This is a genomic window from Qipengyuania flavescens (assembly GCF_029688735.1).
Taxonomy (GTDB): Bacteria; Pseudomonadota; Alphaproteobacteria; order Sphingomonadales; family Sphingomonadaceae; genus Qipengyuania.
On the sequence record NZ_JARULD010000001.1, the window covers coordinates 879,608 to 905,990 of the forward strand.

At 63.0% G+C, this 26,383-nt stretch carries 28 protein-coding genes, 2 tRNA genes and 2 pseudogenes; 19 read left to right on the top strand and 13 right to left on the bottom strand.

Translation table 11 applies throughout. The annotated features are described in order from the left end of the window. Positions 1-21 precede the first annotated feature (21 nt). Both P8R33_RS04275 and P8R33_RS04280 read left to right on the top strand, forming a co-directional pair. A pseudogene (locus tag P8R33_RS04275) lies at positions 22-189 on the top strand (plasmid stabilization protein); the annotation flags it as partial. Positions 190-222: 33 nt separating this feature from the next. Beyond that, positions 223-444, top strand: coding sequence for a hypothetical protein (locus P8R33_RS04280; RefSeq protein WP_278327740.1), 222 nt, complete (start codon positions 223-225; stop codon positions 442-444). 257 nt (positions 445-701) lie between these two features. On the opposite strand, the pseudogene P8R33_RS14800 reads toward P8R33_RS04280, so the two are convergent. The 3 genes and pseudogenes from P8R33_RS14800 to P8R33_RS04290 all read right to left on the bottom strand — a co-directional run. Then, a pseudogene (locus P8R33_RS14800) lies at positions 702-920 on the bottom strand (type I restriction-modification enzyme R subunit C-terminal domain-containing protein); the annotation flags it as partial. A gap of 271 nt (positions 921-1,191) precedes the next feature. Beyond that, positions 1,192-1,267 (bottom strand) — tRNA-Thr (locus tag P8R33_RS04285). Positions 1,268-1,287: 20 nt separating this feature from the next. Then, a tRNA-Cys gene (locus P8R33_RS04290) sits at positions 1,288-1,361 on the bottom strand. Positions 1,362-1,489: 128 nt separating this feature from the next. Between P8R33_RS04290 and P8R33_RS04295 the strand changes: the two genes are divergently transcribed. After that, a complete protein-coding gene (locus tag P8R33_RS04295) occupies positions 1,490-2,269 on the top strand; it encodes an acyl-CoA thioesterase (RefSeq protein WP_278327741.1) in 780 nt (259 codons plus the stop codon). Between the two features lie 134 nt (positions 2,270-2,403). On the opposite strand, the gene P8R33_RS04300 is transcribed toward P8R33_RS04295, so the two are convergent. From P8R33_RS04300 to P8R33_RS04320, 5 genes are all read right to left on the bottom strand, one after another. Next, positions 2,404-2,997 (bottom strand): hypothetical protein, encoded by a 594-nt coding sequence (locus tag P8R33_RS04300; RefSeq protein ID WP_278327742.1) that lies wholly within the window; start codon positions 2,995-2,997, stop codon positions 2,404-2,406. Between the two features lie 80 nt (positions 2,998-3,077). Beyond that, complete coding sequence (locus tag P8R33_RS04305) at positions 3,078-3,704, bottom strand: hypothetical protein (RefSeq protein ID WP_278327743.1); 627 nt, start codon at positions 3,702-3,704, stop codon at positions 3,078-3,080. 75 nt (positions 3,705-3,779) lie between these two features. Further along, entirely contained in the window at positions 3,780-4,016 is a 237-nt protein-coding gene (locus tag P8R33_RS04310) for a hypothetical protein (RefSeq protein ID WP_278327744.1), read from the bottom strand. Positions 4,017-4,197: 181 nt separating this feature from the next. Continuing rightward, positions 4,198-4,992: a crotonase/enoyl-CoA hydratase family protein gene (locus P8R33_RS04315; RefSeq protein WP_278327745.1), complete on the bottom strand. Its 795-nt coding sequence runs from the start codon at positions 4,990-4,992 to the stop codon at positions 4,198-4,200. Between the two features lie 88 nt (positions 4,993-5,080). Further along, on the bottom strand, positions 5,081-6,265 hold the full coding sequence (locus P8R33_RS04320; protein ID WP_278327746.1) for an LL-diaminopimelate aminotransferase: 1,185 nt from the start codon (positions 6,263-6,265) through the stop codon (positions 5,081-5,083). Positions 6,266-6,399: 134 nt separating this feature from the next. Here P8R33_RS04320 and P8R33_RS04325 point away from each other — a divergent pair, with 134 nt between their 5' ends. The 7 genes from P8R33_RS04325 (at position 6,400) to P8R33_RS04355 (ending at position 13,261) form a co-directional block, all read left to right on the top strand. Continuing rightward, complete coding sequence (locus P8R33_RS04325) at positions 6,400-8,277, top strand: PHA/PHB synthase family protein (protein WP_278327747.1); 1,878 nt, start codon at positions 6,400-6,402, stop codon at positions 8,275-8,277. A 107-nt stretch (positions 8,278-8,384) separates the two neighbouring features. Then, positions 8,385-9,233: a phasin family protein gene (locus P8R33_RS04330; RefSeq protein ID WP_278327748.1), complete on the top strand. Its 849-nt coding sequence runs from the start codon at positions 8,385-8,387 to the stop codon at positions 9,231-9,233. 222 nt (positions 9,234-9,455) lie between these two features. Then, complete coding sequence (gene clpS, locus P8R33_RS04335; RefSeq protein WP_278327749.1) at positions 9,456-9,821, top strand: ATP-dependent Clp protease adapter ClpS; 366 nt, start codon at positions 9,456-9,458, stop codon at positions 9,819-9,821. Between the two features lie 4 nt (positions 9,822-9,825). Beyond that, complete coding sequence (locus tag P8R33_RS04340) at positions 9,826-10,332, top strand: DUF427 domain-containing protein (protein ID WP_278327936.1); 507 nt, start codon at positions 9,826-9,828, stop codon at positions 10,330-10,332. 83 nt (positions 10,333-10,415) lie between these two features. Continuing rightward, the gene (locus P8R33_RS04345; RefSeq protein ID WP_278327937.1) at positions 10,416-11,639 is read left to right on the top strand and encodes an LptF/LptG family permease; all 1,224 of its coding nucleotides are present in this window, start codon (positions 10,416-10,418) and stop codon (positions 11,637-11,639) included. 9 nt (positions 11,640-11,648) lie between these two features. Beyond that, positions 11,649-12,746, top strand: a complete 1,098-nt coding sequence (gene lptG / locus P8R33_RS04350) for an LPS export ABC transporter permease LptG (protein ID WP_278327750.1) — start codon at positions 11,649-11,651, stop codon at positions 12,744-12,746. Beyond that, complete coding sequence (locus P8R33_RS04355) at positions 12,743-13,261, top strand: GNAT family N-acetyltransferase (RefSeq protein WP_278327751.1); 519 nt, start codon at positions 12,743-12,745, stop codon at positions 13,259-13,261. Before lptG ends, P8R33_RS04355 begins: the two co-directional genes overlap by 4 nt. Here P8R33_RS04355 and P8R33_RS04360 read toward each other — a convergent pair whose 3' ends face one another. Further along, positions 13,262-14,356: a fatty acid desaturase family protein gene (locus P8R33_RS04360; protein ID WP_446532491.1), complete on the bottom strand. Its 1,095-nt coding sequence runs from the start codon at positions 14,354-14,356 to the stop codon at positions 13,262-13,264. 160 nt (positions 14,357-14,516) lie between these two features. Here P8R33_RS04360 and P8R33_RS04365 point away from each other — a divergent pair, with 160 nt between their 5' ends. Then, positions 14,517-15,674, top strand: coding sequence for an N-acetyltransferase (locus tag P8R33_RS04365; RefSeq protein ID WP_278327752.1), 1,158 nt, complete (start codon positions 14,517-14,519; stop codon positions 15,672-15,674). A 120-nt stretch (positions 15,675-15,794) separates the two neighbouring features. After that, on the top strand, positions 15,795-16,232 hold the full coding sequence (locus P8R33_RS04370) for a response regulator (RefSeq protein ID WP_278327753.1): 438 nt from the start codon (positions 15,795-15,797) through the stop codon (positions 16,230-16,232). 270 nt (positions 16,233-16,502) lie between these two features. Here the strand turns inward: P8R33_RS04370 and P8R33_RS04375 are convergent, their stop codons facing one another. After that, the gene (locus P8R33_RS04375; protein ID WP_278327754.1) at positions 16,503-17,249 is read right to left on the bottom strand and encodes a Crp/Fnr family transcriptional regulator; all 747 of its coding nucleotides are present in this window, start codon (positions 17,247-17,249) and stop codon (positions 16,503-16,505) included. A 144-nt stretch (positions 17,250-17,393) separates the two neighbouring features. Here P8R33_RS04375 and P8R33_RS04380 point away from each other — a divergent pair, with 144 nt between their 5' ends. Then, on the top strand, positions 17,394-18,185 hold the full coding sequence (locus P8R33_RS04380) for a response regulator (protein ID WP_278327755.1): 792 nt from the start codon (positions 17,394-17,396) through the stop codon (positions 18,183-18,185). A gap of 87 nt (positions 18,186-18,272) precedes the next feature. On the opposite strand, the gene P8R33_RS04385 is transcribed toward P8R33_RS04380, so the two are convergent. Beyond that, a complete protein-coding gene (locus P8R33_RS04385; RefSeq protein WP_278327756.1) occupies positions 18,273-19,925 on the bottom strand; it encodes a CHASE domain-containing protein in 1,653 nt (550 codons plus the stop codon). A gap of 253 nt (positions 19,926-20,178) precedes the next feature. On the opposite strand from P8R33_RS04385, the gene P8R33_RS04390 reads away from it, so the two are divergent. Genes P8R33_RS04390 through P8R33_RS04400 form a run of 3 tightly spaced genes read left to right on the top strand, consistent with a single transcriptional unit; the run spans position 20,179 to position 22,175 of the window. After that, positions 20,179-20,331: a NepR family anti-sigma factor gene (locus tag P8R33_RS04390; protein WP_446532495.1), complete on the top strand. Its 153-nt coding sequence runs from the start codon at positions 20,179-20,181 to the stop codon at positions 20,329-20,331. Beyond that, positions 20,331-20,939 carry a sigma-70 family RNA polymerase sigma factor gene (locus P8R33_RS04395; RefSeq protein WP_278327758.1) on the top strand — a complete coding sequence of 203 codons (609 nt, stop codon included), beginning with the start codon at positions 20,331-20,333 and terminating at the stop codon, positions 20,937-20,939. The genes P8R33_RS04390 and P8R33_RS04395 overlap by 1 nt, the downstream gene beginning before the upstream one ends. A gap of 60 nt (positions 20,940-20,999) precedes the next feature. After that, positions 21,000-22,175, top strand: coding sequence for an AI-2E family transporter (locus P8R33_RS04400; protein WP_278327759.1), 1,176 nt, complete (start codon positions 21,000-21,002; stop codon positions 22,173-22,175). A gap of 67 nt (positions 22,176-22,242) precedes the next feature. Here the strand turns inward: P8R33_RS04400 and P8R33_RS04405 are convergent, their stop codons facing one another. After that, positions 22,243-22,854, bottom strand: a complete 612-nt coding sequence (locus tag P8R33_RS04405) for a superoxide dismutase (RefSeq protein ID WP_278327760.1) — start codon at positions 22,852-22,854, stop codon at positions 22,243-22,245. A gap of 172 nt (positions 22,855-23,026) precedes the next feature. On the opposite strand from P8R33_RS04405, the gene glmM reads away from it, so the two are divergent. The 3 genes from glmM to thiD are packed head-to-tail and all read left to right on the top strand — an operon-like array spanning position 23,027 to position 25,391. Further along, positions 23,027-24,364 carry a phosphoglucosamine mutase gene (gene glmM / locus P8R33_RS04410; RefSeq protein WP_278327761.1) on the top strand — a complete coding sequence of 446 codons (1,338 nt, stop codon included), beginning with the start codon at positions 23,027-23,029 and terminating at the stop codon, positions 24,362-24,364. After that, on the top strand, positions 24,364-24,591 hold the full coding sequence (locus P8R33_RS04415) for a DUF1272 domain-containing protein (RefSeq protein ID WP_278327762.1): 228 nt from the start codon (positions 24,364-24,366) through the stop codon (positions 24,589-24,591). The genes glmM and P8R33_RS04415 overlap by 1 nt, the downstream gene beginning before the upstream one ends. After that, positions 24,588-25,391, top strand: a complete 804-nt coding sequence (thiD, locus tag P8R33_RS04420) for a bifunctional hydroxymethylpyrimidine kinase/phosphomethylpyrimidine kinase (protein ID WP_278327763.1) — start codon at positions 24,588-24,590, stop codon at positions 25,389-25,391. Before P8R33_RS04415 ends, thiD begins: the two co-directional genes overlap by 4 nt. A 7-nt stretch (positions 25,392-25,398) precedes the next feature. Here the strand turns inward: thiD and P8R33_RS04425 are convergent, their stop codons facing one another. Then, positions 25,399-26,286, bottom strand: coding sequence for an LOG family protein (locus tag P8R33_RS04425; RefSeq protein ID WP_278327764.1), 888 nt, complete (start codon positions 26,284-26,286; stop codon positions 25,399-25,401). Positions 26,287-26,383 lie beyond the last annotated feature (97 nt).

The window sequence follows — 26,383 nt, forward strand, 5'->3', positions numbered from 1 at the left end:
CACGAGGTGAGGAGAAACGTGATGGCGAAGGGAAGCAAGGACAAATACACCGACAAGCAGAAGCGCAAGGCCGAGCACATCGAAGAGAGCTACGAGGACCGCGGCGTGTCGCAGGAAGAGGCCGAACGCCGCGCCTGGGCGACCGTGAACAAACAAAGCGGCGGCGGCAACAAATCCGGTTCCGGCAGGAGCAGCGGATAAGGTTGGCGCGGAAAGCAAGTGATGCACACATACAAGCTGCGTGCTCGCGATGATCGCGATTCAGTGATTGAAGAGATCGATTTCGAATGTTTCTCGATAGCCGGAGCTCTGGATAAGGCCAAGGCCATGGTTAGAGCCGGCCACGCTGATCTTTTTGAGGATGGCATGCCGGTCTGTTCGATGGAACTGGTGGCAGAGACTGGGGTGTGGGTGGTTGATAAGCCGCGGTATTCTGAACGTTAGACGCAATTATAGCCGAGCAAATCATGGATCGCGGTTGGAAGCGGACTACCGGCTACCCGCTATAGCGCTAGTTTCGACCCTTGATAGGCGGGGCACGAGGCAAGACTTAGTCGATTGCAACCTGATCGGGAGGTTGCGAGCCCCAAACGCCTGTCCTTAACACAAGGCGGTTTGCGTGGACAGCGGATGTCCGCTTTCAGGCAGTGACAGTTGGGCGTCGAATGTCTGGAATGGGGGCGCTAAGTAGCCATCCTTAGTTATCCGACCTCAAGGTGGGGCTCGAAGCAACGAATGGTCTCTACGATCTTCGCGACCTGATTGTCTGGGAATAAGTCGCTTACGCCGTTAGGATTTCGGTCCGTGAATGGAGGCTCATATAGCAAGGCAGGATCAAGGCGTCCTGATGCAGTCAGTTGTTCGACAATGAGTTCGACGAATTCGATCTGTCTTGCCGAAAGCGTAAACTCGGCAAGCGCATTGTTGAACGCTTACAGCGCCTCCTTTCTGTCCAAACCGACGAGCGATCGGATGAGCAAAGGCATATCCGGCATATATCCGGCATATTGGTCAACTGCTCGAATTGTTCGTCGTCAGTGACTCCTGACTCGATAAGCAGAGCTTGCAGTTCGTCGAGATCGCTCTTTGTGATGGGCTTGCCCTTCCGCAAACGCACCAGCGTCAGATTGTCAGGCGCTGATTGCCAACGCAAACCCCGAAATGGGCGAAGTGCCCATTTTTGACCGGGGGTGGTGCCGCTTACGTGACTCGAACACGTGACCCCATCATTACGAATGATGTGCTCTACCAACTGAGCTAAAGCGGCACATTCCCGCTTGCGGGAAGTGGAGGCCCGAGCCGGAATCGAACCGGCGTGCAAGGATTTGCAGTCCTCTGCGTAACCACTCCGCCATCGGGCCTCGCCCTTGCCTCTCGGCACGGGAAGCGGCGCACTAGCGATTCTGCGCGGGCTTGGCAATCGCCGCGTGACACCCTTACGTAACGTCACTCTGGACGCGCGCGCGCTCAGCCGCAATGACAGCGCCCCATGAGCCTTGCCAACCTTATCGACCCCGTCACCGCCGAGGGCGGCGCGACCCGCTTCAGCGGCCTCGACAACTGGATGCAGGGGCGCACGCTGTATGGCGGCGCGTCTGCCCTGATCGCCTACCTCGCGGCCGTGCGCGCCTTTCCCGACCTGCCGCCGCTGCGCGCCGGACAGGTGGCGTTCGTAGCCCCCACCGGGCCGGAGGTGGAACTGCGGCGCGAAATCGTGCGCCAGGGGCGCAACGTGGCGCAGGTGCGCAGCGAAATCTGGTGCGAGGGCAAATGCACCCTCACCGCCTTCTGGCTGTTCGGCACCGCACGCGAACCGAATGCCGTGCATCCCGCCGCCCCGGTCGAGAACTGGCCCGGCGCGCCGGAAGATCAGGAGCCGGCGATGAAGGGCAAGGGGCCGGCCTTCATCCAGAACAATTTCGAGATCCTGCGCGCGCAGGAGATGCGCGGGCCCGGCGATCCGGTGGTGCGCCGCTGGGCGCGGCTGACGGAGCGCGAGGGCCTCGATCCGGTCAGCGAGCTCATCCTGCTCGGCGACGTACTGCCGCCCGGCGCGATGCGCGCGATGGAGCGGCAGGGCCCGATCAGCTCGATCAACTGGTCGTTCAACCTGCTCGACACCGATCCTGCCACGCGCGACGGCTGGTGGCTGAGCGAGAACGCCAGCCAGCACGCCGACGCCGGCTATTCGAGCGAGCGGCTGCGCCTGTGGAATGCGGACGGCAAGCAGGTGCTGGACGGGATGCAGTGCGTGGCGGTGTTCGGATAGGGCGACACTGCGGCGACAAAGGCGACACCCTGTCGCCCGCTCGTGATATGCACTAAACCGCTGTTACAGAAGGACATTTCCCGTTCTTGGAAAAGCGGCATTGCAAGGGCCGCCCCCGCCCCCGCCCCCGCACCTTACTTGCCGTTCGCCTTTTTCGCTTTCTTGCGGGCCTTGCATTCGGCATCGGCATTCGACCGCCACTCTTGCGGGCCCTGCTCCACCCGGTCGGCCAGCGCAGCGAGATCGCCGGTTTCATAGGCGGCTTCGGGCAGGAAATCGTATTTCGGCTTGCGCACGAGTTCGCGCCGCATGGCGAGCAGCGACAAGGTCAGCCGCTCGTCGTACTTGCGCGAGGTGCCGATCAGCTCGCCATTGTAGAAATGCGGAACCTCGACACCGTTGAGCGCGCGATCGAGCGCTGCCTCGGCCAGTGCATCGAAGCGCGAGGCAAAGGCCGCTTCCCACGCCCGGTCGAACGGCGTCCCGCGCAGCCGCGCGCGCAGCTTGTAGGCCGACTGCCGCCCCATCCCTACCGCTCGCGCCGCAGCAGAGACATTATGCGTCGCCCCAAGCTCGCGCAGGAACGCGGCCTGTTTGGCAGGCGTCCAGCCGTCGTGGCGCTCGGGTGTGGAGAGAGCGGCGGGGGATGCGTCGAGGGTTGCAGGGAGCGTTTCGACAGCGGATTCGCTGTCGGCCGCGAACGAGGATGGGTGCGGTTGGTTCGTCATCCGCGAGGTTAAGGCAAATTCGGCGCGAGTAGGAAAGGGGTCTTTCGCCGACTATTCGGGAATGACGAAAACATTCACACCTATGTCGACGTCATAGAGCGCGCTGATCTGCCGGACCATCTGCGACAGAAAGTGAAAGCCAAACCCGACGCCAGCACAAAGGATGCACACGCCCAGACAACCGTTTGCGCCAATGAGTCAGCGAAGAACGGCAGGATCGCCAGAACAACATTCGTGGTGACATGGAGGACAAACAGGAAGGCAACACCACCCCACAGGCGTTTGTCGGCGAAAAGCACGTAATATTTGCCGAATACGAAGTGAAGCAGGAGCCGCGCTGCTCCGATCACGACAAACATCGCGACGAGCAGGCCGGCGTTCATGATTTCGCCGCTCTCTGCGAGGCCATCCCTGACCCTGAAGAACTGCTGCACATTTTCGATAAGTGCGATGTACAACGCGACGATGAAGGCGCTGGCGCCAAGCGTATAGCGTCTGCGCATTCTGCTCAGACCGAAGTACCGCAAAGAGTCCTCGATCGAAACCGTCACGATTTTGGACAGGACGATCCCGACGATGGCCAGCGTATTGGAGTGATTGAAAATCGGTGGAAAGACCTTGCCGATGATAACCGTTGCGATAGTGACCCAGAAGCCGATCAGCACTGTCCAGCCGAACCCTTCGAGATAGAGTCTGAAGTCATTCATACGGCGCAGAGTACCGCCTCGATCTGAAATAGCGAGCGAGGCGTAAAACCCCGCTCGCATTTACTATCCGCAAGGTCAGCGTCCGGCTTGCGTGGTACCGATTTCCTGCTGACGCGCACCTTCCTGCGCGGCATAATCCGAATTCAGTTCAACGTTCACCGTGCCGAGGTCGATGCTGAATTCGACACCGAAAAAGCTCCACGAACAACAGCTTACGCTGGCATCTCCGGTGCCTTTTTCGTAGCTGACCTGACCTCCGCAAATTACAGTCATTTCAGCTTCGTTAAGTTCGCAGATCATTGCTACTGCCATCAACTCACTCCTTATTTGGTTAGAACAAATCCTCACGAATTAGAGGATCTGTCCTGCTGTGGTCGATGACAGCGCTAATCCTTTCAATTCGACATGAGAGCTAACCGGTATGTGCTACTGTCTTGGCTAAAAGGCCGCGTAGCTGTCGCAGGAGACAGCGAGTTCGGCCCCCCGCGCCAGGTCACGCAAATTTCGGCGCGCGTTTCTGCATTTCCGCCATCACCGCCTCGATCTGATTGGGCTTGCGGATGATGCCCGCCTGCTCCTCGCTCTCGGCCATCAGGATCGCGTCCTCGCCCTCTTCGTGCATCACCTTGAACAGGCGCTTGGCGCCGCGGATGGCGGCGGGGTTCTTGTTGGCGATGGTTTCGGCCAGCGCTGTGGCGCGGGCGAGGGGATCATCCTCCACCATGGTGGCGAAGCCGAGGTCCAGCGCCTCCGCACCAGTGAATTCGCGGTTGGTATAGGTCAGCTCGCGCAGCACATCGTCGCGCACCAGGCCGCGCCACAGGGCATAGCCGCCCATGTCGGGCACGAGGCCCCATTTCATTTCCATCACCGCCATGCGCGTGTCCGGATGCACCACGCGGATGTCCGCGCCGCTGGCGATCTGCAGCCCGCCGCCAAAGCATACGCCGTGTACCGCCGCGATCACCGGCACGGGGCACTTGCGCCAGGTCATCGCGACCTCCTGCGCCTGGTTGGCATTGCCGTGGGTCCGCTCGGTCAGCGGCGTGCGGTCGCCATCGGGGGCGGCGTTGAAGTTCGACAGGTCGAGCCCGGCGCAAAAGGCGCGCCCCTCGCCCGAGAGCACCACGACGCGCAGGCCCTCCATCTCGCGCAGCGCCTCGCCCGCCTCGATAATGCCGGCGAACTGCGCCTGGTCGAGCGCGTTCATCTTGTCACCGCGAGTGAAGCGCACCTGCGCCACGCCATTGTCGCCAAGCTCGATCGAAACGCGGTCGTTGGGCTGCATGATGGATCCTTTGTGCAAGTCGTCGGGTGAAGGCAAACACCGTTGCCGATCGCAACCGGTCTGTCCAGCACCCCGGTCGGCCAGCGCCTCAGCGTGCGTGGTCGGAGAGGAACTTCTTGATGTTGCGTGCGGCCTGCCGGATGCGCTGTTCGTTCTCGACCATGGCGATACGGACGTAGCCTTCGCCTTCCTCGCCGAAACCGACGCCGGCCGCCACGGCGACACCTGCCTCCTGCAGCAGCTGTTTCGAGAACTCGAGACTGCCCATGTGCTCGAAACCCGGCGGCAGCTGGGCCCAGGTAAACATGCTGGCGGGGGGATTGGGGATGGCCCAGCCTGCCCGCGTGAAGCTTTCGACCATCACGTCGCGCCGGTGCTGGTAGCGGGCGCGGTTCTGCTCGACCACGTCCTGCGGCCCGTTGAGCGCGGCACAGGCAGCAGCCTGGACCGGGGTGAAGGCGCCATAGTCGAGGTAGCTTTTCACCCGCGTCAGCGCGGCGATGAGCTTGGGATTACCGACGCAGAAGCCGATCCGCCAGCCGGCCATGGAGAAGGTCTTGGACATGGAGGTGAACTCCACCGCGACATCCTTCGCGCCCGGCACCTCGAGGATCGAGCGGGTCGGCTTGCCGTCGTAGTAAAGCTCGGAATAGGCGAGGTCGGACAGCACCCAGACCTCGTTGCGCTTGGCCCATGCGACCAGCCGCTCGTAGAAATCGAGATCGACCGTTTCGGCCGTGGGGTTGCTGGGGTAATTGACCACCAGCACCGTGGGGCGCGGGACCGTGTAGGCCATCGCATTGTCCAGCGCTTTCCAGTAATTCTCGTCCGGCGTGGTCGGCACGCTGCGGATCGTCGCCCCGGCGATCATGAAGCCATAGGTATGGATCGGATAGGCCGGGCTCGGCGCCAGGATCACGTCGCCCGGCGCGCTGATCGCGGTGGCCATGGACGAGAGGCCTTCCTTCGATCCCATGGTGACCACCACCTCGCGCTCAGAATCCAGCTCTACCCCGAAACGCCGCTGGTAGTAATTCGCCTGGGCGCGGCGCAGGCCGGGAATGCCCTTCGATTGCGAATAGCCATGCGCATCGGGCTTGGCCGCGACCTCGCACAATTTGTCGATGACGTGCTGCGGGGGCGGCTGGTCGGGATTGCCCATGCCGAGGTCGATGATGTCGCGCCCCGCCTGCCGCGCCGCATGCCGCATCGCGTTGACTTCCGCGATGACATAGGGGGGCATGCGCTTGATGCGGTAGAATTCTTCGGACATTCCGGCTCCGTAAGGCGTTGGACGAGTCACACTGATTACCTATTCACGGTGCAGGTGCAATCGGCCTAGGTGCATGCGGGCACGCAATATCCTATGGCCAGCACAATCCGCGCTTGCCACCCTCAGGAGCGACAATGACCGAGACCGGCCCCGATCCCTTCACCAACATGTACGAAGCCCCGGCCAAGCTGGCGCGGATGATGTTTGCGTCGTTCCAGGGCGCGATGGCGGGCGGCATGATGGGCGATACGCCGATGAAGCCGGAAGACGCGCAGCACTGGGCCGAGGTCGGCACGAAACTGCAGACCATGTGGATGCAGTACCAGGCCGAACAGCTGGCCAATCCGCAGGCCATGGCACCCTATTTCGATCCAACCCGGTGGCAGAGCATCGCTCAGGACTGGTTTCGCCAGATGCCGATCGCCGATCCGGCGCAGCAGCAGCGGTTGATGCAGGAAGGCATGCAGCTGTGGCAGCAGGTGCTGGGGCAATACGGCCTGGGCGAAATGGCCGGCATCCCGGCGGACGATCCCGAAATGCCGCTGAAGGACCGCCGCTTCGCGGATCCCAAATGGCGCGCGCATCCCGCCTTCGCGCTGATCCACCAGACCTACCTGTTCCTCGCCCAGCGCGTTGCCGCCATGGTCGATCAGATGGAGGGGCTGAGCGAGGACAAGCGCGAGCAACTGCGCTTCACCACCAAGGCCATCACCGAAGCCGCCAGCCCGGCGAATTTCCCGCTGCTCAATCCGGTGGTGATGGAGCGGACGCTGGAAAGTCGCGGCGACAATCTGGTCAAGGGCATGGAGCACCTGCTCAACGACCTGAGGCGCGGCCAGCTGTCCCATACCGATGCCAGCGCCTTCACCCTGGGTGAGAACATCGCCGTGACGCCGGGCAAGGTGGTGCACGAAACGCCGCTCTACCAGCTGATCCAGTATACGCCCTCCACCGATAAGGTGCTGGCGACGCCGCTGGTGATCTTCCCGCCGTGGATCAACCGCTTCTACATCCTCGATCTCAATGCGAAGAAGAGCTTCGTCAAATGGGTGGTCCACCAGGGCGTGACCGTGTTCATGGTCAGCTGGAAATCGGCCGATGCCAGCATGAAGGACGTGGTGTGGGACGATTACGTCCGCGCCCAGATCGATGCGATCGACCATATTCGCGAGCGGCTGGACGTGCCGGCCGTCCATACGATCGGCTATTGCGTTGCCGGGACCACGCTGGCCGCGACGCTGTCGCTGCTGCACCGCCGCGGCGAACAGGACAAGGTGAAGAGCGCGACCTTCTTCACCGCGCAGGTCGATTTCGAGAAGGCGGGGGAGCTGCTCAACTTCGTCGACGACCAGCAGCTCGGCATGGTGAAGGCGATGAGCGCGGACGGCTATCTCGACGGGCGCTACATGGCGGCGACCTTCAACCTGCTGCGCGGCACCGATCTGATCTGGAACTATGTCGTCAACAACTACCTGCTGGGCGAGGACTATCCGGCCTTCGACCTGCTGCACTGGAACGGCGACGTGACCAATCTGCCGGCGAAGTGGCACGCCCAGTATCTGCGCGACCTTTACAAGGACAACAAGCTCGTCGAACCCGGCGCGCTCAGCGTCGATAACACGCCGATCGATCTCGGCATCGTGGAAACGCCCACCTATGTGCAGGCGGGCAAGGAAGACCATATCGCCCCGGCCGAAAGCGTCTGGAAAATTACCGACCACTTCAAGGGACCGATCAAGTTCGTGCTGGCAGGGAGCGGCCATATCGCGGGCGTGGTCAATCCGCCGGATGCGGGCAAGTACCAGTACTGGCTTAACGACGGCGAGCCGCGCAGCCTGGCCGAATTCCGTGAAGGCGCGGTCGAGCATCCGGGCAGCTGGTGGCCGGACTGGATCGACTGGCTGCGCGAGCAGGACGGCGAAACCGTGCTTGCCAAGGGCAAGCGCAAGCCCGGCAGCAAGGGCGACAAGGTAATCGGAGACGCACCCGGACGCTACGTCGCCACGCGCTAACACATTGAATTAACGGCTTATCGCGCTTTATTGTGCACTGCACAAAAAGCGCTTGACTTCGCACCTGCAATGTCTATTTTGTGCACTGCAACAAAAGCGAGGTTCCCATGGCTGACAGCCAGAGCAAAATCGATGCCGCCGCCGAGAAGGCTTTCGCCGAGGCTGCGGAAAAGAAGACCGCCAACGCTGCCAAAGAGAGCGTGAGCGCGAAGACCGTCGAGAAGGCGGTCGAAGCGGATACGACTGCCCCGGTGAAGACTGACAGGGTCGCCGAAGCCGTCGCTGCGACTGCCGAGCCGGCAGCGCCGAAAAAGGCCCCGGCCAAGATGGTCGCTGCCAAGAAGGCCGCACCGAAAAAGGCCAAGCCGAAGACGGCTGCCGCCAAGACCGTCGCGAAGAAGAAGGCTCCGGCCAAGACACCGGTCGCCGCGAAGAAGACTATCGCCGCTCGCAAGAAAGCGGCCACCACCAACACCACCCCGATTTCCAAGCTGAAGGAAAACATCATGGCCACTGCCAAGAACGCCAAGACCACCGACTACACCGCCAAGGCCAAGGAAGTTGCTGCCGACATGCAGACGCGCGCCAAGGCTGCCTACGACAAGGGCACCGAACTGACCAAGGACACCGTCGAATTCCAGAAGGGCAACTTCGAAGCTCTCGTGGAAAGCGGCAAGATCCTCGCTTCGGGCATGCAGGACATGGGCCGCATCTATGTCGAGGAAGCGAAGACCGCTGCCGAGACCGTTCAGGCCGACGTCAAGAAGATGGCTGCCGTGAAGTCGCCGACCGAGCTGTTCCAGCTGCAGGGCGAAATCATGCGCCGCAACTTCGACGCGATGGTTTCGACCACCTCGAAGAACACCGAAGCCATGCTGAAGCTTGCAAACGAAGCCTTCGCACCGGTTTCGAACCGCATGAGCCTCGCCGCCGAAAAGGTTCGCCAGGCCGCCTAAGCGAAATTACCAGCTTCAATCCGCCGGGCACCCTCTCCTCTCTCCCCCGCCCGGCGATTGGACACCCGGGCCGGATGGCATCGCGCCATTCGGCCCATTTTTTTCGCTTCATCGATTTTCGACCCTGGGGCGCAGCATTTCAGCGTTTTCTTGACCCGAAACATGGTGTGAGACACTCGTCCGCCTTGCGATTTGGCAAAGCGTTACGATAATGGGCCTGCAATGATCGATCGCCTTCCCCCCTTTCCCGCCCGCGCCGCCGATGGCGACGACGAAGATGCGAAGGACGGCGAAGGCCAGGTCGGCGTCGCCACCAAGACGCGGACCAAGCCCAAGAAGCCCAGCCAGTACAAAGTGCTGCTGCTGAACGACGATTACACCCCGATGGAATTCGTGGTGATCGTCCTCAAGCGATTCTTCCGCATGGACATGGAAGAGGCGACGCGAGTGATGCTGCATGTCCACCAGAAGGGCGTCGGCGTGTGCGGCATCTTTCCTTACGAAGTGGCCGAAACCAAGGTGAACCAGGTGATGGATTTCGCCCGCCAGAACCAGCATCCGCTGCAATGCACGCTGGAAAAGGCCTGAGCCGATCGCTCTATTCGGCCATCCGGACCCCGATCCGCCCGGCCCCGGGCAGGAAAGCGTCTGGGACTATCCCCGCCCCGCCATTGCCGAGCGCACGGACCGCCACATCGTCATCCGCCACCGGGGCGTGACGCTGGCCGATACGCGCGCCGCATGGCGCACGCTCGAGACGAGCCACCCGCCGACCTATTACATTCCGCAGGCCGATATCGCGATGGAGCACCTGTCGCCCAACAGCCGCCGCTCGCTGTGCGAGTGGAAGGGGCAGGCGCGTTACTGGGATGTCGAGATTGCAGGCGAGCGGATCGAGGCGGCGGGATGGTCCTACCCCGATCCCACTCCGAGCTTTGCCGGCATCGCGGGACGTGTCGCCTTCTATCCGGAACCGTTCGACGAAGTACTGGTCGATGGCGAACAGGTCGTGCCGCAACCAGGCGGCTTCTACGGCGGGTGGATCACCAGCAAGGAAGCTGGTCCGTTCAAGGGCATTCCCGGCAGCAGGTTCTGGTAATTTGTCGATCGACCAAGGGACATGACCTCGCCCGCAATTCACGCTAGGGCCATTTCGAACGCCCCAACGCCGGTACCGCCTTGCTGAATTTCATCCCCGCCATCGACCGCTATATCTTCCGGCTGGTCATCGTCCCGATGCTCGGCGTGTTCTTCGTCGCCGCATCGCTGCTGACGCTGGAGAAGATGGGGCGATTGTTCGAATTCGTCTCGGTCGAGGGCGGGCCCGTGGGCGTAGTATTCAAGATGCTGGCCGCACTGGTGCCCGAATATGCGAGCCTCGCCATCCCGCTCGGCCTGCTGCTCGGCGTGCTGCTCGCCTTCCGCAAGCTTGCGACGACCAGCGAGCTCGACGTGTTCCGCGCAGTGGGCCTGGGCTACGGGCGGCTGCTGCGCGTGCCCTATATCCTGACCGCGATCCTGATGGCGGTGAACGTCGCGCTGGTGTTCTACGTCCAGCCGATCAGTCGCTATTACTACGAACAGCTCGAATACGATTTGCGCTCCGGCGCACTCGGTGCCTCGATCAAGGTCGGCGAGTTCACCACGCTGGCCGATCGCATGGCGCTCAGGATCGAGCGGAGCGAGGATGAGGGGCGCGAACTGCACGGCATCTTCGCGCGCGTGTCGGACAGCAACGACCAGGTCCTGTCGATCTCCGCCAAGCAAGGCGCGTTCCTCGCGACCTCCGACGATCCCGACACGATCATCCTGCGCTTGACCGACGGAACTATCGTGCAGGACACGGGCGAACAGACACCGCGCGTGCTCACCTTCACTCGTCACGACCTGCCGATCGACCTGCCCGCGATCGAGGCCTTCCGCGACCGCGGCGATGCCGAGCGCGAGTATATCCTGCCCGAACTGCTTCGCGTCGGCTGGAGCGACAATGCCAGCGAAGCCCAGCGCGATGCCAGCCAGGCGAGCTTCAATTTCCGGCTGGTCGAAGTGGTCATGATGCTGATGCTGCCGCTGCTGGCGGTGGCGCTGGGCATCCCGCCCAAGCGTTCGACCAGCGCGCTGGGCGTGTTCCTCTCGATCATCATGGTGGTGAGCTACCACAAGGTGAACCAGTATGGAGAGGACGTGGCCGCCCTCGGGCGGATCGACCCGATCATCGCGCTGTGGGGCCCCTTCGTCATCTTCGCCGCGCTGATCGGCTGGATGTATTACCGCGTGGCCTTCGTGCCGGGCGGTCAGGCGATCGGCGCGCTGGAGGTGTGGTTCGCCAAGCTGTCGAAGAAGCTGGGCAAGCTGTTCCGGCGCAGGCGGGCGCGGCCCGACCTCGTGGCGCAACCGGCGGAATAGGGCGCGGGCATGCAATTCGATTTCTTCCCGTCGAAGACGCTGACGGTCTATCTCGCCAAGCTGTTCGTGGTGCGCATCCTCGCCATGCTGTTCATGCTGGTGCTGGTGCTGATGATGCTCGACCTGCTGTCAAACAGCGGCAAGATCCTCGCCGTCGAGGGCAATGGTCAGGGCCAGCTGCTGACCTATGCGGGCCTCAGGATACCGCAGCTGGTCCAGAGCTTCCTGCCCTATTCGGTGCTGCTTGCGACGCTGATCACGCTGGTCGCCCTGAACCAGAACAGCGAGGTCATCGCGATGAAGGCGGCCGGGCTTTCCGCGCACCAGGTGCTGGCGCCGCTGCTGCTGACCGCCGGGATCGTCTCGCTGCTGAGCTTCGCGTTCAACGAGCAAATCACGACACGGGCGACCGCCACACTCAAGGCGTGGGAGGCGGTCGAGTACGGTGCGATCCCTCAAGAAACGGACGTGCGGGCCAATGTCTATCTCACCGACGGTACGGGCGTGCTAAGCGCGGCCAACCTCACCGGCTCCGGCAGCGAAATCGCGATGACCGACGTCACCTGGTACAATCGCAACGCGGACGGCACGATCCTCGAGCAGGTCGATGCCGGGCGCGCGACCTATGCCGCCCCCGGCTGGCGGCTGGAGGATGCGACCCGCTTCAGCGTGCAGAATGCGGTGACCGAAGAGCTCGATACGCTGGTGGTCGGCGAAGGTCTGACACCGGCGCAGATCGATCTTGCCAAGGTCGATCCCGAGACACAGCCGTTCTGGGAGTTGTCGGACTCCATCGACGCTTATGAGAGGGCTGGTCGGCGCACGGCAGAATTGCGCGCCAAGTGGTGGCACAAGATTTCCGGGCCGCTCTCTGCCTTCCTCATGCCGCTGCTCGGTGCGGTGGCGGCCTTCGGGCTTGCCCGGTCCGGCCAGCTATTCGTCCGTGCGGTCATCGGCATGGCGCTGGGCTTTGCCTATTTCGTGGTCGACAATGCCGCGCTCGCCATGGGCAGTTTCGGCGGGTACCCGCCCTTCCTCGCCGCCTGGGCGCCGTTCCTGCTCTTCGTCCTGATCGGCGAGACGGTCCTCGTGCGGACGGAGGAATGAGCGGCTGGCATATCCGGCTGGCGCGGGCGGAGGATGCGGAAGGATTCCATGACGTCGAGGAAGATGCCGCCCAGCTCCTCCGCGAAGAGCCCTCGCTGGAGGGCATCCCGGTTGCGCCGTCCGAAAACGCCGATCACTATCGCCGCCTGATCCGCAAGGGCCACTGCCTAACGGCCTACGAAGGCGAGCGTGTAGTCGGTTTCGCCGCAGCCGCGCCGATCCGGCGGGAATTGCACCTCGCCGAAATCAGTGTCGCGCGCACGCACCAGCGCTGCGGCATCGGGGCCACGCTACTGGAAGCACTGGCGATCGATGCAGCGAATTCCGGCTTCCGCGCGATCACGCTCAACACCTATATCGACATTCCCTGGAACGCGCCGTTCTACGCGCGCCACGGTTTCGTCGAATTGCAGGATTTCGATGGCCGTCCGCATCTGGCGGAGTCGCTGGAAAAAGCCGTCGAACTGGGCCTGCCGCGCGAACGGCGCTGTGCGATGATCCGGTTTCTCGGCTGATCAGCCGCGCGGCGTCATCGTGCTGCGCGCGATCCGTCCCACCAGCGTCGCCATGCCCTTGTGGTTGGCCCCGTGATAGGTCGAACTCGTGCCAAGCTCGCGGGCCAGGCGGCGGTGGGCCTCGGGCAGCGAGTGATAAGGCATGGAGGGCATCAGGTGATGCAGCGCATGATAGCGCAGGCCGACGGGCGCCCAGATTTCCGCCGCATAGCCCGGCGGCGGCACGTTGACGCTGTCGAGGAACTGCGCGGTGACGGTCATCGCCTCGCCCTCGTTCTCCCACAGATGCGCCACCAGCGTGCGCAGTTGGTTGAGCAGGGCCGTTACCGAAAGGATCGCTCCGGCAGTCAGCAGCGGTGCCCAGCCGAGCCAGAACACGCTGCCGACCAGCGCCCAGGCCCACAGCATACCGCCCAGCTCCTGCCAAAAGACACGCTTCGAGATATCGCCTTCGGGCGGACGGCGGCGGAATTCGGGATTGATCGAGAGCGAGGAGGCACGCTGCCACACGAACTTGCGGACCGGCGGCAAGATCGCACCGAGCGGGACGAGCAGGCCGAAGCGCACGATCAACCCGATCGGCGCGAGCAGCGAAACCAGCACGAACAGCGGCAGGCTCCACGGCTTCATCAGCGCGAGCGGCAAGTACTCCGGGTCCTCGACGGTGCCGTATTGCGTGCGCTTGTGGTGCAGCGTGTGCACGCCCTCGTACATGAAAGACGGCACCAGCAGGGGGATGCCGACCAGCAGGTTCCAGCCCAACCGAAAACCCGGCAGCGCATTCTTGTGGATATGCGTGAGCTCATGGATGAACATCAGCGCGCGGTAGAAGGCGAGCGCACCGACGATGCCGAAAGCGATCTTCGCCAGCGCTCCGTCGACCAGTATCGCAGCCGCAATTGCAACGTAGCCGAGCAGCGCGGAGCCGATCATGTCGGGCCAGTAAATCGCGGGCCGCGCTTCGGCGATGTCCTTGGTCAGGTCGCGCGCGGCGCGCAGCATCGCCTTGTCGTCCGGCATTTGCGCATGCCAGCCGGCGCCCGCATCGCGGCGTGCGACGAAATCGTCGGAAGGCATGGGCTGGTGGGCGTTCATCTCTCGATTTCCTTGGAGGTCCCCTATCGCAAAAGGGGCGCGGAATACAGCGGGCGCTTGCGATCATTGTGATCGACGGTGCGCGGGGCCGCGGGGTCATTCCTTGACAAAGATCATTCAGCACACAACGGGCTAACGCAGACTGAACGGGAGTGTTTTGGTGTCGGCAGGCGAAATAGTAATCGAACCGGTCGAAGGCAAGCAAGGGCGCGCCCGCTTCGTCGACCTAGGCCGCGCCTTCGCCGCGCGCGAACCGCATGCCGTGCCGCAATTGCGTTCGGAGCAGCTCGAGCTGGTCGATCCGGGCAAGAACCCGTTCTTCGGCCATGCCAGCCACCTGTTATTTGTTGCCACGCAGGACGGCCGCGATGTCGGGCGGATTTCCGCGCATATCGACCATCTCGCGCTCGAATTGCCGCCCGAGCAGGGCATGGGGCCGGGAACGGGCATGTTCGGCTATTTCGATGCCGAAGACGCGGCAGTCGCCGCGGTCCTGCTGGCGCGGGCCGAGGACTGGCTGCGCGAACAGGGCATGACGCATGTTATCGGCCCGATTTCCATGTCGGTCTGGGAGGAGCCGGGGCTGCTCGTGAAGGGGCAGGACCACGCACCGACGATCATGATGGGACACCATCCGGCAGCCTACGCCGAGTGGATCGAGAGCGCGGGTTATGAGCGTGAAAAAACGCTGCTGACCTACGATCTCGACGTGACCGAGGATTTCCCGCCGCTGATCCGCCGCATCGTGCAATCGGGCCAGCGCAACGATCGCATCCGCATCCGCCCGGTCGACAAGTCGCGCTGGTCCGAAGAGGTCGAGATCGTGCTGGCTATCCTCAACGACGCGTGGTCGAAGAACTGGGGGTTCGTCCCGTTCACCCCCGAAGAAATCGCCTATGCAGGCAAGAAGCTGAAGCCGATCATCCATGAAAATCTCAACATGATCGCCGAGTTGGATGGCCGCCCGGTGGCGTTCATGCTCACCTTCCCCGACGTAAACGGAGTGCTCAAGAAGACCGGCGGCAAGCTGCTGCCCTTCGGCTGGGTGCGGATGCTGCGCTGGCTGCGCAAGCCGACCGGGTCCGCCATGCGCGTGCCGCTGATGGGGGTCCTCAGGGAACTGCATAACTCGCGCCTCGCCAGCCAACTCGCCTTCATGATGATCAGCCAGATCCGCGTGAACGCGACCGAGGCCTATGGCGCGAAGCGAGCGGAGATCGGCTGGATCCTCGACGACAACCAGGGAATGAAGGCGATAGCCGATGCGATCGACAGCTCGGTAAACCGCGAATACGTGATCTATCGCAAGCCGTTATAGCGCAGCGCTGTTGCATTGCGGACACGCCGGGCCGGCGATCTGCGCCCTGCCGGAACACACCGCGCCCTTGCACCGTTAGGCGACACATGGGCAATCGCCCGCCCACTCGATCGCCAGACAATGCCAGACGCACCCGCAACCACGAAAACAGACCTGCCGCCCCTTCCCGACCGCGTCCTGATCGTGGAGGACGATGCGATCATCGGCCTGGCGCTCGAGGACGCACTGGCCGATGCGGGCGTGCGAAATGTCGAGATCAGCACGACCACGGAACAGGCGCTCGATGCGCTGCGCCGCGAACGCCCCGACGCTATTGTGCTCGATGTGCATCTGGCCGATCGCGACGACGGTTGGGCGATCGCGGAGCTCGTTAAGACCCTAGGGCCGGACAGCCCGCGGATCGTGTTCTCGACCGGGGCACCGCAGGATATTCCGGACGAAGTCGCCGAGATGGGCTGCGTTCTTGCCAAGCCTTACGATATCGAAACGCTGATCGACCTGCTCCGCGAGCCCAAGCGCCGCGGCATAATTTCGCGCCTGCGCGGTCGGCTCCGCTGAATCCTACAAATCGCTGGAGGAAGGAAACGTCGCACCCGCGGCGCAGCACCACATGCTTGCCATAGCCGGGTGGAAAATCGTGATCCACGAAAAAAGGCCTCCACTGGATATTTCCAATGGAGGCCTTTCGGGATCGTATCACCAGCCGCTTGGACGGGAGGGGGGTCTCGGCGGTGACATAGACTAAATGACCGGCCTGAAATCCGGTTCCATGGAAAGCGAAAAAATTTTCGCGACTTCCGGAAAGGCCGGAAAATCGCAAATCTTGCCCTATATGAACGGCCGCAAGCTGGCGTCGTCACGATCGAACTGTGCCACCTTGCAGGCGGTATCCATGTCCGGCACGCATATCTCGCGCGATTTCCAGATTACCAGCCCTTCGCGCTCCAGCTGGCGGATGGTGCGGTTGGTGTGGACGAGCGACAGGCCGAGCATATCGGCGATCTGCGCCTGCTTGATCGGCAGGTGCAGAACATTGTCGCGTGCCGCGAGTCCGGTCTCGAGGGCCCGATCCACCAACCAGACCGCCAGATAGGTCACTCGCTCGCGCGCACTGCGCTGGCCCAGCGCGACGATATGGTCTTCCAGCAGACGCTCCTCCTTCGCGGCCAGCCAGGTGATGTCGTAACCGAGGCGCGGATGCCGGGAAATCAGTTCGATGAAGTCCCGGCGTTTGAACGTGCACAGGCGTGCGTCGGTAAGCGCTTCGACCGAATGACTCGCCGGCTCGTCGAACGCGCCCTGCAATCCGCTCAGGTCGCCCGGAAACATGAAGCTGACAATCTGGCGGCGTCCGTCATCGAGCGTGCGGAAGCGTATCAGGACGCCCTCGATTAGCGTATAGAGCCGATGTCCCTCATTGCCCTGCCGGACGAGGCAATCGCCGCTTCGAAGCGCAATCTCACCTTCCTTGAACTCGCCCATGTAAGCGAGTTGCTGCGGCTCTAGCGGACGCAACCCCGGCCTGCTCTGGAGCGGGCAATTCTCGCAGCTGTACGGATTTGCAACCTCGTGCATGCATTATCTCCCCCTCTTTGCTACAGACGGGTTCCGAACCGCCTGCACCTGCCCGTCATTCGTCCTTACTACACAACGCACCGCGTAAAGGAACCAAGACGGATGCAGGGCGTTCAATGCGCGCACTTAACCAAAAGGGGTCTTATGTCGCTTGGTGATCAAATTGCCCGCAACCTTCCGTATCTGCGTCGTTATGCGCGCGCACTGACCGGCTCGCAGGCCACGGGTGACGCGTTCGTACGCGCCACGCTCGAGGCGGCGCTAGCCGATGAAAGTCTCAAGGCATCGCTCGAAGGGGGGCGCGTGCCGCTCTACCGGGCGTTCAACAAGGTATGGGCCAGCGCCTATATGGATGTGTCCGAACCGGATTCCGGCGAAGGCCACGAAGGCGCGGCGCATGACCGCTTGAAATCCATCACGCCGCTCAACCGCCAGGCCCTGCTCCTGACCACGCTCGAGGATTTTTCCGTCGAACAGGCAGCGGACATCATGGAAATGGAGCCTGAAGAGATCGAGCGGCTGGTCCAGGAGGCTGTCGGCGAAATCGACAAGGAATCCGCAACCAGCGTGCTGATTATCGAGGACGAGCCGCTCATTTCGATGCAGCTCGAGGATCTTGTGACCTCGCTCGGCCACGAAGTGTGCGGCACGGCCGCCACGCGGACGCAGGCACAGGAAGTCGTGGCGGATAAGACGCCCGGCCTCGTGCTGGCCGACATCCAGCTTGCCGACGGTTCGTCGGGTCTCGACGCCGTGGACGATATCCTTGCGATCAGCAGCGTACCGGTGATCTTCATCACGGCTTATCCGGAAAGGCTGCTGACGGGGGACCGGCCCGAGCCGACCTATCTGGTGACCAAGCCCTTCCAGGAACAGACCGTTCGGGCTGCCATTAGTCAGGCACTCTTCTTCGGATCGAGCAGGCCCTTGGGCTGATCCTGAAGACAGTTATCGCAAGTTACTTCGAAAGGCCCGCCACAAACCGGCGGGCCTTTTTTGTTGCGCTCGCAGCAAAGGCGGCGCTTAGCTTTCGCCGTGCGGGATAAGCTTATTGCCGGTCTGGTAGGCTGCCCGCAGGGCAAACTCGCTCGGCTGGCGTACGGGGACCAGCAGCGTGCAACAGACGCCGCGTTCGTCGAACACCAGCTCGACCGGATGGCGCAGCTCATGTGCCACGATTTTCTCGATCAGTTCGGTGCCGAAGCCCCGGCGCGCCGGCTTGACCACGGCCGGCCCGCCGCGCTCGGTCCATTCCACCTTTGCAAGGCGCTCGTTGACCTTGGCCCACTGGACCTCGACCCTTCCCCCGTCCACGCTGAGCGAACCATATTTGGCTGCATTGGTCGCCAGTTCGTGGATCGCGAGACCGAAGCTCAGCGCATCGTTGGGCGCCAGATCGACATCCGGCCCGTCGAGCACCACCTCGTGCTCCGCGTTGCGCGAATAGGGCGCAAGTTCCACCTCGACCACGGAGCGGATCGGCGTTGTGCCCCATTCGGATTGGGTCAACAGGTCGTGCGTTGCCGAGAGCGCGCGGATGCGACCATCGATCCCTTCGGCGAATTCGTCGAGGTCGCTGGCCCGGCGACGGGTCAGCGAGACGATCGAAAGCACGTTGGCGAGTGTATTCTTCACGCGGTGATTGAGTTCGCGGGTCAGCGAATCGCGAATGGAATTCTGCTGCGCAAACCAATCGAGCGAACGACTGTCCTCCATCGCTTGCTGGGCCAATAGGCGCGCGACCAGCATTAGCAGGCTGGCCACCGCCAGACCGAACAGCAGCGTGATCATGGACATCATCGACAACGCTTCGTCGCGCCCGGACTCGACCACCAGAAGCATGTTGCGATCGGCGATCTCGACTTCGCGCTCGACCACGTTCGCCGAATTGCGCCAACCCGGCAGCTGGGCAAGAAGACTGCGTTCGCCGCCTTCGACATCGTACAACCGAGCGGACAGGCCGTCGTAGCTTACCAGCTCGGCGGCGGAAGCAAGGAGCTGCTGGCCGTTGAACGGGCTATATATGAAGCCTTTCAGGTCCTGGCCCGATCCGCCCGTGTCGAAGACCGGCATGAATACGATGAAGCCGGGCTCGTCTCCACTACCTTCCTGAACGAGAACGATCCGGCCGCTTGCGATCGGACGCTGCTCGCGCTCGGCAAGGTCCATGGCGGCCCGGCGAACCGGCTCGGAGTACATGTCGTAGCCGAGCGCGCGGCGATTCCGCAACGTATCGGGTCTGAGATACAGGATCGGCACAAGCATAGGCCGCGGCTGGGCGGCAAGCGACGGCGTGATCGTCACATCGGACACTCGGCCTTCGGACAGCCTTTCCTCGAACGCAGGCACCTCCGACGCCGTGATCGATGGCGCCCAGCCCATCCCTTCCGCACCGCGAAAATTGGAATCGAGCCTCAACTCCTCGACGAACCGTCGGAAGAGAGTGCCGGTCACCTCGTCCTGGGTGCTCAGCAGGGCCGCACCGGCACGAAGATAGGAGGTGCTGGAAAAGGCCCGCCGTTCGATCGCCGATGCCATCGCCATGGTAAGGCGATTGATCTCGGCTTCGTCGCGCTTCGTCTCCCCGCGCTCGATCCCGAAAACGCTGGTTACGGTGATCGCCATGACCAGCAGAAAAATGACCACCGGCGCCGCACGCGGGTATTCGGCCAGCAATCGCCGGCGGCTACCCTTTCGTTCGAAATCCTCGGTTCCCAGCGCGAACCCCTGTTATCATTTGATGGCGTGCCTGTAGTATGTCGCGCCCGGCGTTTGGTTCCATGACACATTTTGGCGGGAACCAGAGGCTATCGACTGCGTTCCGCCTCCACACACGGGTTCGATTCTGCGCACTCGCATTGATAGCGACGTGCGCATTAGGGTGTAGAGGGAATAATTCTGGATCGATATGAATTCCGATAAGTCACACATGCCATCCCCTCGCGGCGGAACGGCCGCGAAGAGGGACGGCAAGGATCCCGAATGGGCAAACGGTTTGCGCAAGCTGTATGATTCTGTAGTGGACGAACCGCTGCCGGACAGCTTCAAGGATCTTCTAGAGCAACTGGATACGAAGGACTGATGGGAGGCAATGAACGAACGGCCTCCGAGAAGGCCGAATTCAAGCGGGAACTGACGGAAGTCGTCCCGCACCTGCGCGCGTTTGCGCGCGGGCTCTGCGGACGTGCGGATATGGCCGACGACCTCGTGCAGGAGACCCTGCTCAAGGCGTGGGCCGCGCAGGAACGGTTCCAACCCGGCACCAGCATGCGGGCATGGACCTTCGTGATCCTGCGCAATGCCTATCTCACCGACATGCGTCGCAATCGCTTCCGCGGCGAGTATGACGAGACCGTGGCCGAGCGCATCCTGACGGCACCCGCCGGTCAGGAAGAGCCGATCCATCTGTCGGACATGCACCGCGCCCTGCTGACGCTTCCGCCGGAACGTCGCGAAGCGCTATTGCTCGTCGGCGCAGGCGGCTTTTCCTACGAGGAAGCGGCCACGATCTGCGACTGCGCCGTCGGGACCATCAAGAGCCGGGTGGGACGCGCGCGTGCGGCGCTGAATACCATGCTCAGCGACGGTTCGATCCCCAAGCGCTCGCTCCAGGACGATGCGGCGCACCGGGCGATCCTCGAAGAACTCGACGACGTCGCCGCAGGCAACGGCATTGCCGCGCGCAGCTGACGCAGGCGCAAACCGCACTGTAAACTTGTCAGAAATTGCCGTGCGCGGCAGATAGGCGCGATGGACGACAGCGAAGCCTCCGCACCGGTCGAACCGACGCCTGCGCGCACGGGCCGCTCGCGGCGGCTCGCATTTGCCGAGCAGGAACTGCGGCTCATTTCCTCGCTGGTGCTGCTGATCGGCCTTGGCCTGTTCTTCGCCCTGCCCTTCGTCCTGTCGATCGGCGCAGTTGTGTTCCTGCCCCTGGTGACGGCGCTGGTGCTGACCGTGATCCTGTCCCCGCTCGCCGACAAATTGAACGGCTGGGGCTTGCCCAATGCGATCGCTTCGTTGGTCGCGCTGCTGATATTTTTCGCCGTCCTGCTGCTCGCCTTAGCGCTCATTCTCCAGCCGGCGGTGGCGCTGTTCGACGATGTGCCGGCGATGGCCAACCAGGTGATGGACCGGTTCGGCGAATTGCAGCGCCAGTTCGCCTGGGTTGCGCAGATCAATGAGCAATTGGCCGAGTTGATGAACCGCGAAGGTGGGCGCGAGGTGGTGCTCGCCAGCCCGAGCCTCCTGGAAGAGCTGGCTTTCGCAACGCCCGGCGTGGTTCTCGAAACCGTGCTGACCCTGCTGATGGCCTATTTCATGATCGAAGCGCGCGTTCGCCTGCGCCAGCGCCTGTTGTTCGGCCGGGCGAGCTTCGGAACCAGCATCAAGGCCGCGCGGGTGCTGCGCGAGGTGCAGGAGCGCGTCGCCGCCTATATCCTCACAGTCGGCTGGATCAACGCGATGGTGGGCGTGGTCGTCGCCCTTGGCGCTTGGGCGCTGGGGGTGGACGCGCCGATCATGTGGGGCGGGCTTGCCGCGCTGCTGAATTTCCTGCCCTATATCGGGCCGATCGTGATGGTCACGCTGCTGGGCCTGTTCGGCATCGGCACCGCGGATACGATCCTGCTCGGCATGGTCCCGGCGATTGCCTATCTCGCGTTGCATACGGTGGAGGCGAATGTCGTGACCCCGTCGATCCTCGGCGCGCGGTTCACCATGAACCCAGTGATGATCCTGATCGCCCTGTCCTATTTCTCGTGGATCTGGGGCGTCTTTGGTGCGCTGCTGTCGGTCCCCATCCTGCTTATGCTGACCGCCCTGTTCGACCATGTCGGCAGGCCGAATTTGATCGGCTTCATCTTCGGCGAGCCGCTATTCGCCAGCGAAATCTTCGGTAGCGAAGAAACCGAGGAAAGTAGCTGAGCGCATAAACAAGAGCCCGCCGCGCGAGTGGCGCAGCGGGCTTTCGAGTTGTTTCGGAATTACTCGATCAGTTAGGGTATTCCCAGGTCGTACCGCGTGCGAGATTCTCGCTGGCGAAGCTCCAGTTGAGCTTGCCGTTCACGGCGTCGAGATAGGCCGGACGGGCGTTCTGGTGGTCGAGGTAATAGGCGTGCTCCCACAGGTCGATCACGAGCAGCGGGTTCACCCCGTCCTGATCGGCCAGCGTATCACCGTCATGCGTTTCCTCGATCGTCAGCTTGCCGCCCTTGACCGCGAGCCAGACCCAGCCGCTGGCGAAATGGCCGGCACCGCGTTCGGCGAGCTTTTCCTTGAGGCCGTCGACAGACCCGAAGTCGCGATCGATCATCGATTTCAGTTCGTCCGAAGCGGAGGTTTCGTCCGCCGCCATCGAGTGCCAGTAGAAGCCGTGGTTCCAGCTCTGGGCCGAATTATTGAACAAGCCCTGGTCTGACCCGCGGGCCGCGGCGATCACCTCTTCGAGGCTTTTGTCGGCATGATCGGTACCCTCGATCGCCTTGTTGGTCTTGTCGATATAGGCCTGGTGGTGCTTGCCGTGGTGGTACGACAGCGTCTTGGCCGAAACGGCCGGCTCGAGTGCAGTGTCGTCATAGGGTAGGTCGATCAGATCGAATGCCATTGGGGGTCCCCTCTTGTCTGGCGTCGGAAAGGTAAGGTTCAGGTTTGCAACGCGCGGGGAAGCGATGGGTTGCAGCCTCCCGCCGATTCCGGCTGAAAAGATCGCAGGGGGTTCCTTTCGCCCTGCATTCGCGGCACAGAGCCCGCGCGAAAGGCAGGAGTTTCCAACGCATATGGCACGCAAGTTCTTCGGCACCGACGGTATACGCGGACGCACCAACGAAGGTGTGATGACAGCCGAGACCGCCATGCGCGTGGGCCAGGCGGCAGGCACGCACTTCCTGCGCGGCGACCACCGGCACCGTGTCGTGATCGGCAAGGATACGCGCCTGTCGGGCTATATGATGGAAAGCGCGCTCGTGGCCGGCTTCACCAGCGTGGGCATGGACGTGATCATGACCGGCCCGCTGCCAACGCCAGCCATCGCGCTGCTGACCCGCGAGATGCGCGCGGACCTGGGCGTGATGATCTCCGCCAGCCACAACCTGTTCGAGGACAACGGCATCAAGCTGTTCGGCCCAGATGGCTTCAAGTTGTCGGACGATGCGGAGGTTTCGATCGAGCGGCTGCTCGAACAGCAGCCCTTGCTGGTCTCGGCAGACCGCATTGGCCGCGCCCGCCGGATCGACGACGCGCGCGGGCGTTACATCCATGCGATCAAGCAGTCGGTGGCCAGCGACATCCGCTTCGACGCCCTTACGGTGGTGGTCGATTGCGCCAACGGCGCGGCCTATCAGGTCGCCCCATCGGTCATCTGGGAACTGGGCGCGAAGGTCATCACCCTTGGCGTCGATCCGAATGGCACGAACATCAACGACGGCGTCGGGTCCACCTCGCTCGAAGCGATCAAGGCCAAGGTCGTCGAGGAAGGGGCGGACATCGGCATCGCGCTGGATGGCGATGCGGACCGGCTGATCGTCATCGACGAGAAGGGCGAGACGGTCGACGGGGACCAGATCATGGCGCTGATTGCCTCGCGCATGCATGAGCGCGGTTCGCTGACCGGCGGCGGCGTAGTGGCGACGGTGATGTCCAACCTCGGGCTGGAGCGGTATCTTGAGACTTTGGGCCTCACCTTGGAGCGGACCAAGGTCGGCGATCGGTACGTACTGGAACGGATGAAGGAAGGCGGATTCAACGTAGGCGGCGAGCAGTCCGGCCACATGATCCTGCTCGACCATGCGACCACTGGCGACGGGTCGGTGGCGGCGCTGCGCGTGCTCGCCAGCCTCGTGCGCTCGGGCAAGCCGGCGAGCGAGTTGCTCCATGTATTCGATCCTGTGCCGCAATTGCTGAAGAACGTGCGCTATTCGGGCGGCAAGCCGCTCGACAATGAAACCGTGAAGCAGGCCATCGCCGAGGCCGAAGCGGAGCTGGAAGGTAAGGGTCGGCTGGTGATCCGGCCCTCCGGGACCGAGCCGGTTATCCGCGTGATGGCGGAAGGCGACGATGCGGCACAGGTGGAAGCCTGCGTCGACCGGATCTGCGATGCCGTGAGGGGGGCCGCCTGATGGCCCTCGAAATGCGTCCCGATTGCGAGCGTTGCGGCACCGACTTGCCCGCCGAGGTGCCCGGTGCCTTCATCTGTAGTGTCGAGTGTACCTTTTGCGCCGAATGCTCCGAAGCGCTCGACGACCGCTGCCCCAATTGCGGCGGCGAACTCATGGATCGCCCGACGCGAAGCAAGGCGTTGCAGGAGAAACTTCCCGCCTCGCAAGAATGCAGGTTCAAAGGATGAGCGCCCCGCCCCGCGTCCTCTCGATCGCCGGCTCGGACTGTTCGGGCGGAGCCGGTATTCAGGCCGACATCAAGACCATCGCCATGCTCGGCGGCTATGCGATGACCGCGATCACCGCCGTAACCGCGCAGAATACGCGGGGCGTACAAGGGGTGGAGGTCATGCATCCCGACCTCGTGCTCGACCAGGTCGATAGCTGCCTCGACGATATTGGCGCCGATGCAATCAAGATCGGCATGCTCGGCTCGCCCGAGATCGCGATGCTGCTGGCAGAACGCCTCGACAGTTTTGCCGGCCCGATCGTGTTCGATCCCGTCATGGTCGCGACCGGCGGTGCAGAGCTGGCAAGCGAAGCGACCATCGCCGCCTTCGGCGCGCTGATGGACATTGCCACGGTGGTCACCCCCAACTTGCCCGAACTCGCCGCGCTGACCGGTCGGGACATGCTGGCGGACGAGGACATCTACGACGCGGCCGGCGAACTCGCAACGCGCCACGACACGGTCATCCTCGCCAAGGGCGGGCATGGAGAGGGCAGCGAAGCCATCGACCGGATCGTCTCCGCAGCCGGCAAGATCGGCAGCTTCGGCCATGCCCGGCTGGACACGCGGCATACTCACGGCACGGGCTGCACGCTATCCGCCGCGCTCGCCACGATGCTGGCACATCGCCAACCGCTGACCCATGCCGTGCGCATCGCCCGCGCCTTCACCTTCGCGGCGATCGAGAGTGCGCCCGGCTTCGGCGAGGGTAACGGCCCGCTCGGTCACCAGGCGGTGCGCTCGCTATCTTCCGACTGAGCCGGCCTTAGCGGTCGAGTTCGTAGAAGGCGCTGATATGTTCCCAGGCCTCGTCGGCGGTTTCGCACCAGCGGAACAGGTCGAGGTCTCTCCTTGAGATCGTACCCTCCTCTGCGATCGCTTCGAAATTCACGACGCGGGTCCAGAATTCCTTGCCGAACAGCAGGATCGGCATCGGCTTCATCTTGCCGGTCTGGATAAGCGTCAGCAGCTCGAAGAATTCGTCGAACGTGCCGAAACCGCCGGGAAAGACGGCGACCGCCTTAGCGCGCAGCAGGAAGTGCATCTTGCGCAAAGCGAAGTAGTGGAAGTTGAGCGACAGGTAAGGCGTCACATAACTGTTGGGCGCCTGTTCGTGCGGCAGGATGATGTTGAGCCCGATGCTCTCCCCGCCCGCATCGCTGGCCCCGCGATTGGCCGCTTCCATGATCGAGGGGCCACCGCCCGAGCAGACGACGAACTGTCGCTTGCCATCCTCGATGATCGACTTTTCGGTGATCAGCCGCGCCAGCTTGCGCGCTTCGCCATAATATTTGCTTTTGGCGACAAGGCTCTCGACGATCTTGCGCTCGTCATCGGGCAAGTCCTTGGCGCCTTCCAGCGCTTCCTCGGCAGATTCGGGGGGCGGGATGCGCGCGCTGCCGTACATGACCATGGTCGAGCCGACCCCGGCCTCGTCGAGGATCATTTCGGGCTTCAGCAGTTCCAGCTGGAAGCGCACCGGGCGCAATTCCTCGCGCAACAGGAAGTCCTTGTCCTGGAAGGCGAGCTTATAGGCCGGATGCGCCGTCTGCGGCGTCTGCTTCGGCTGGGATTTCTCGAATTTGGCCTCTTCTTCGGCCGGGTAGAACTTGCGATCTGCGAGATCGCGTTTCTGCTTTTCTTCTTCTGTCATGCGCGGCGCGATAGGGCGCGGCGCCGCGCTGGACAAGTGAGGAAGAGGAAATCCCTTCGGCATAGCGCGGCCGCCTGCGGTACCGCCGGGAATGACG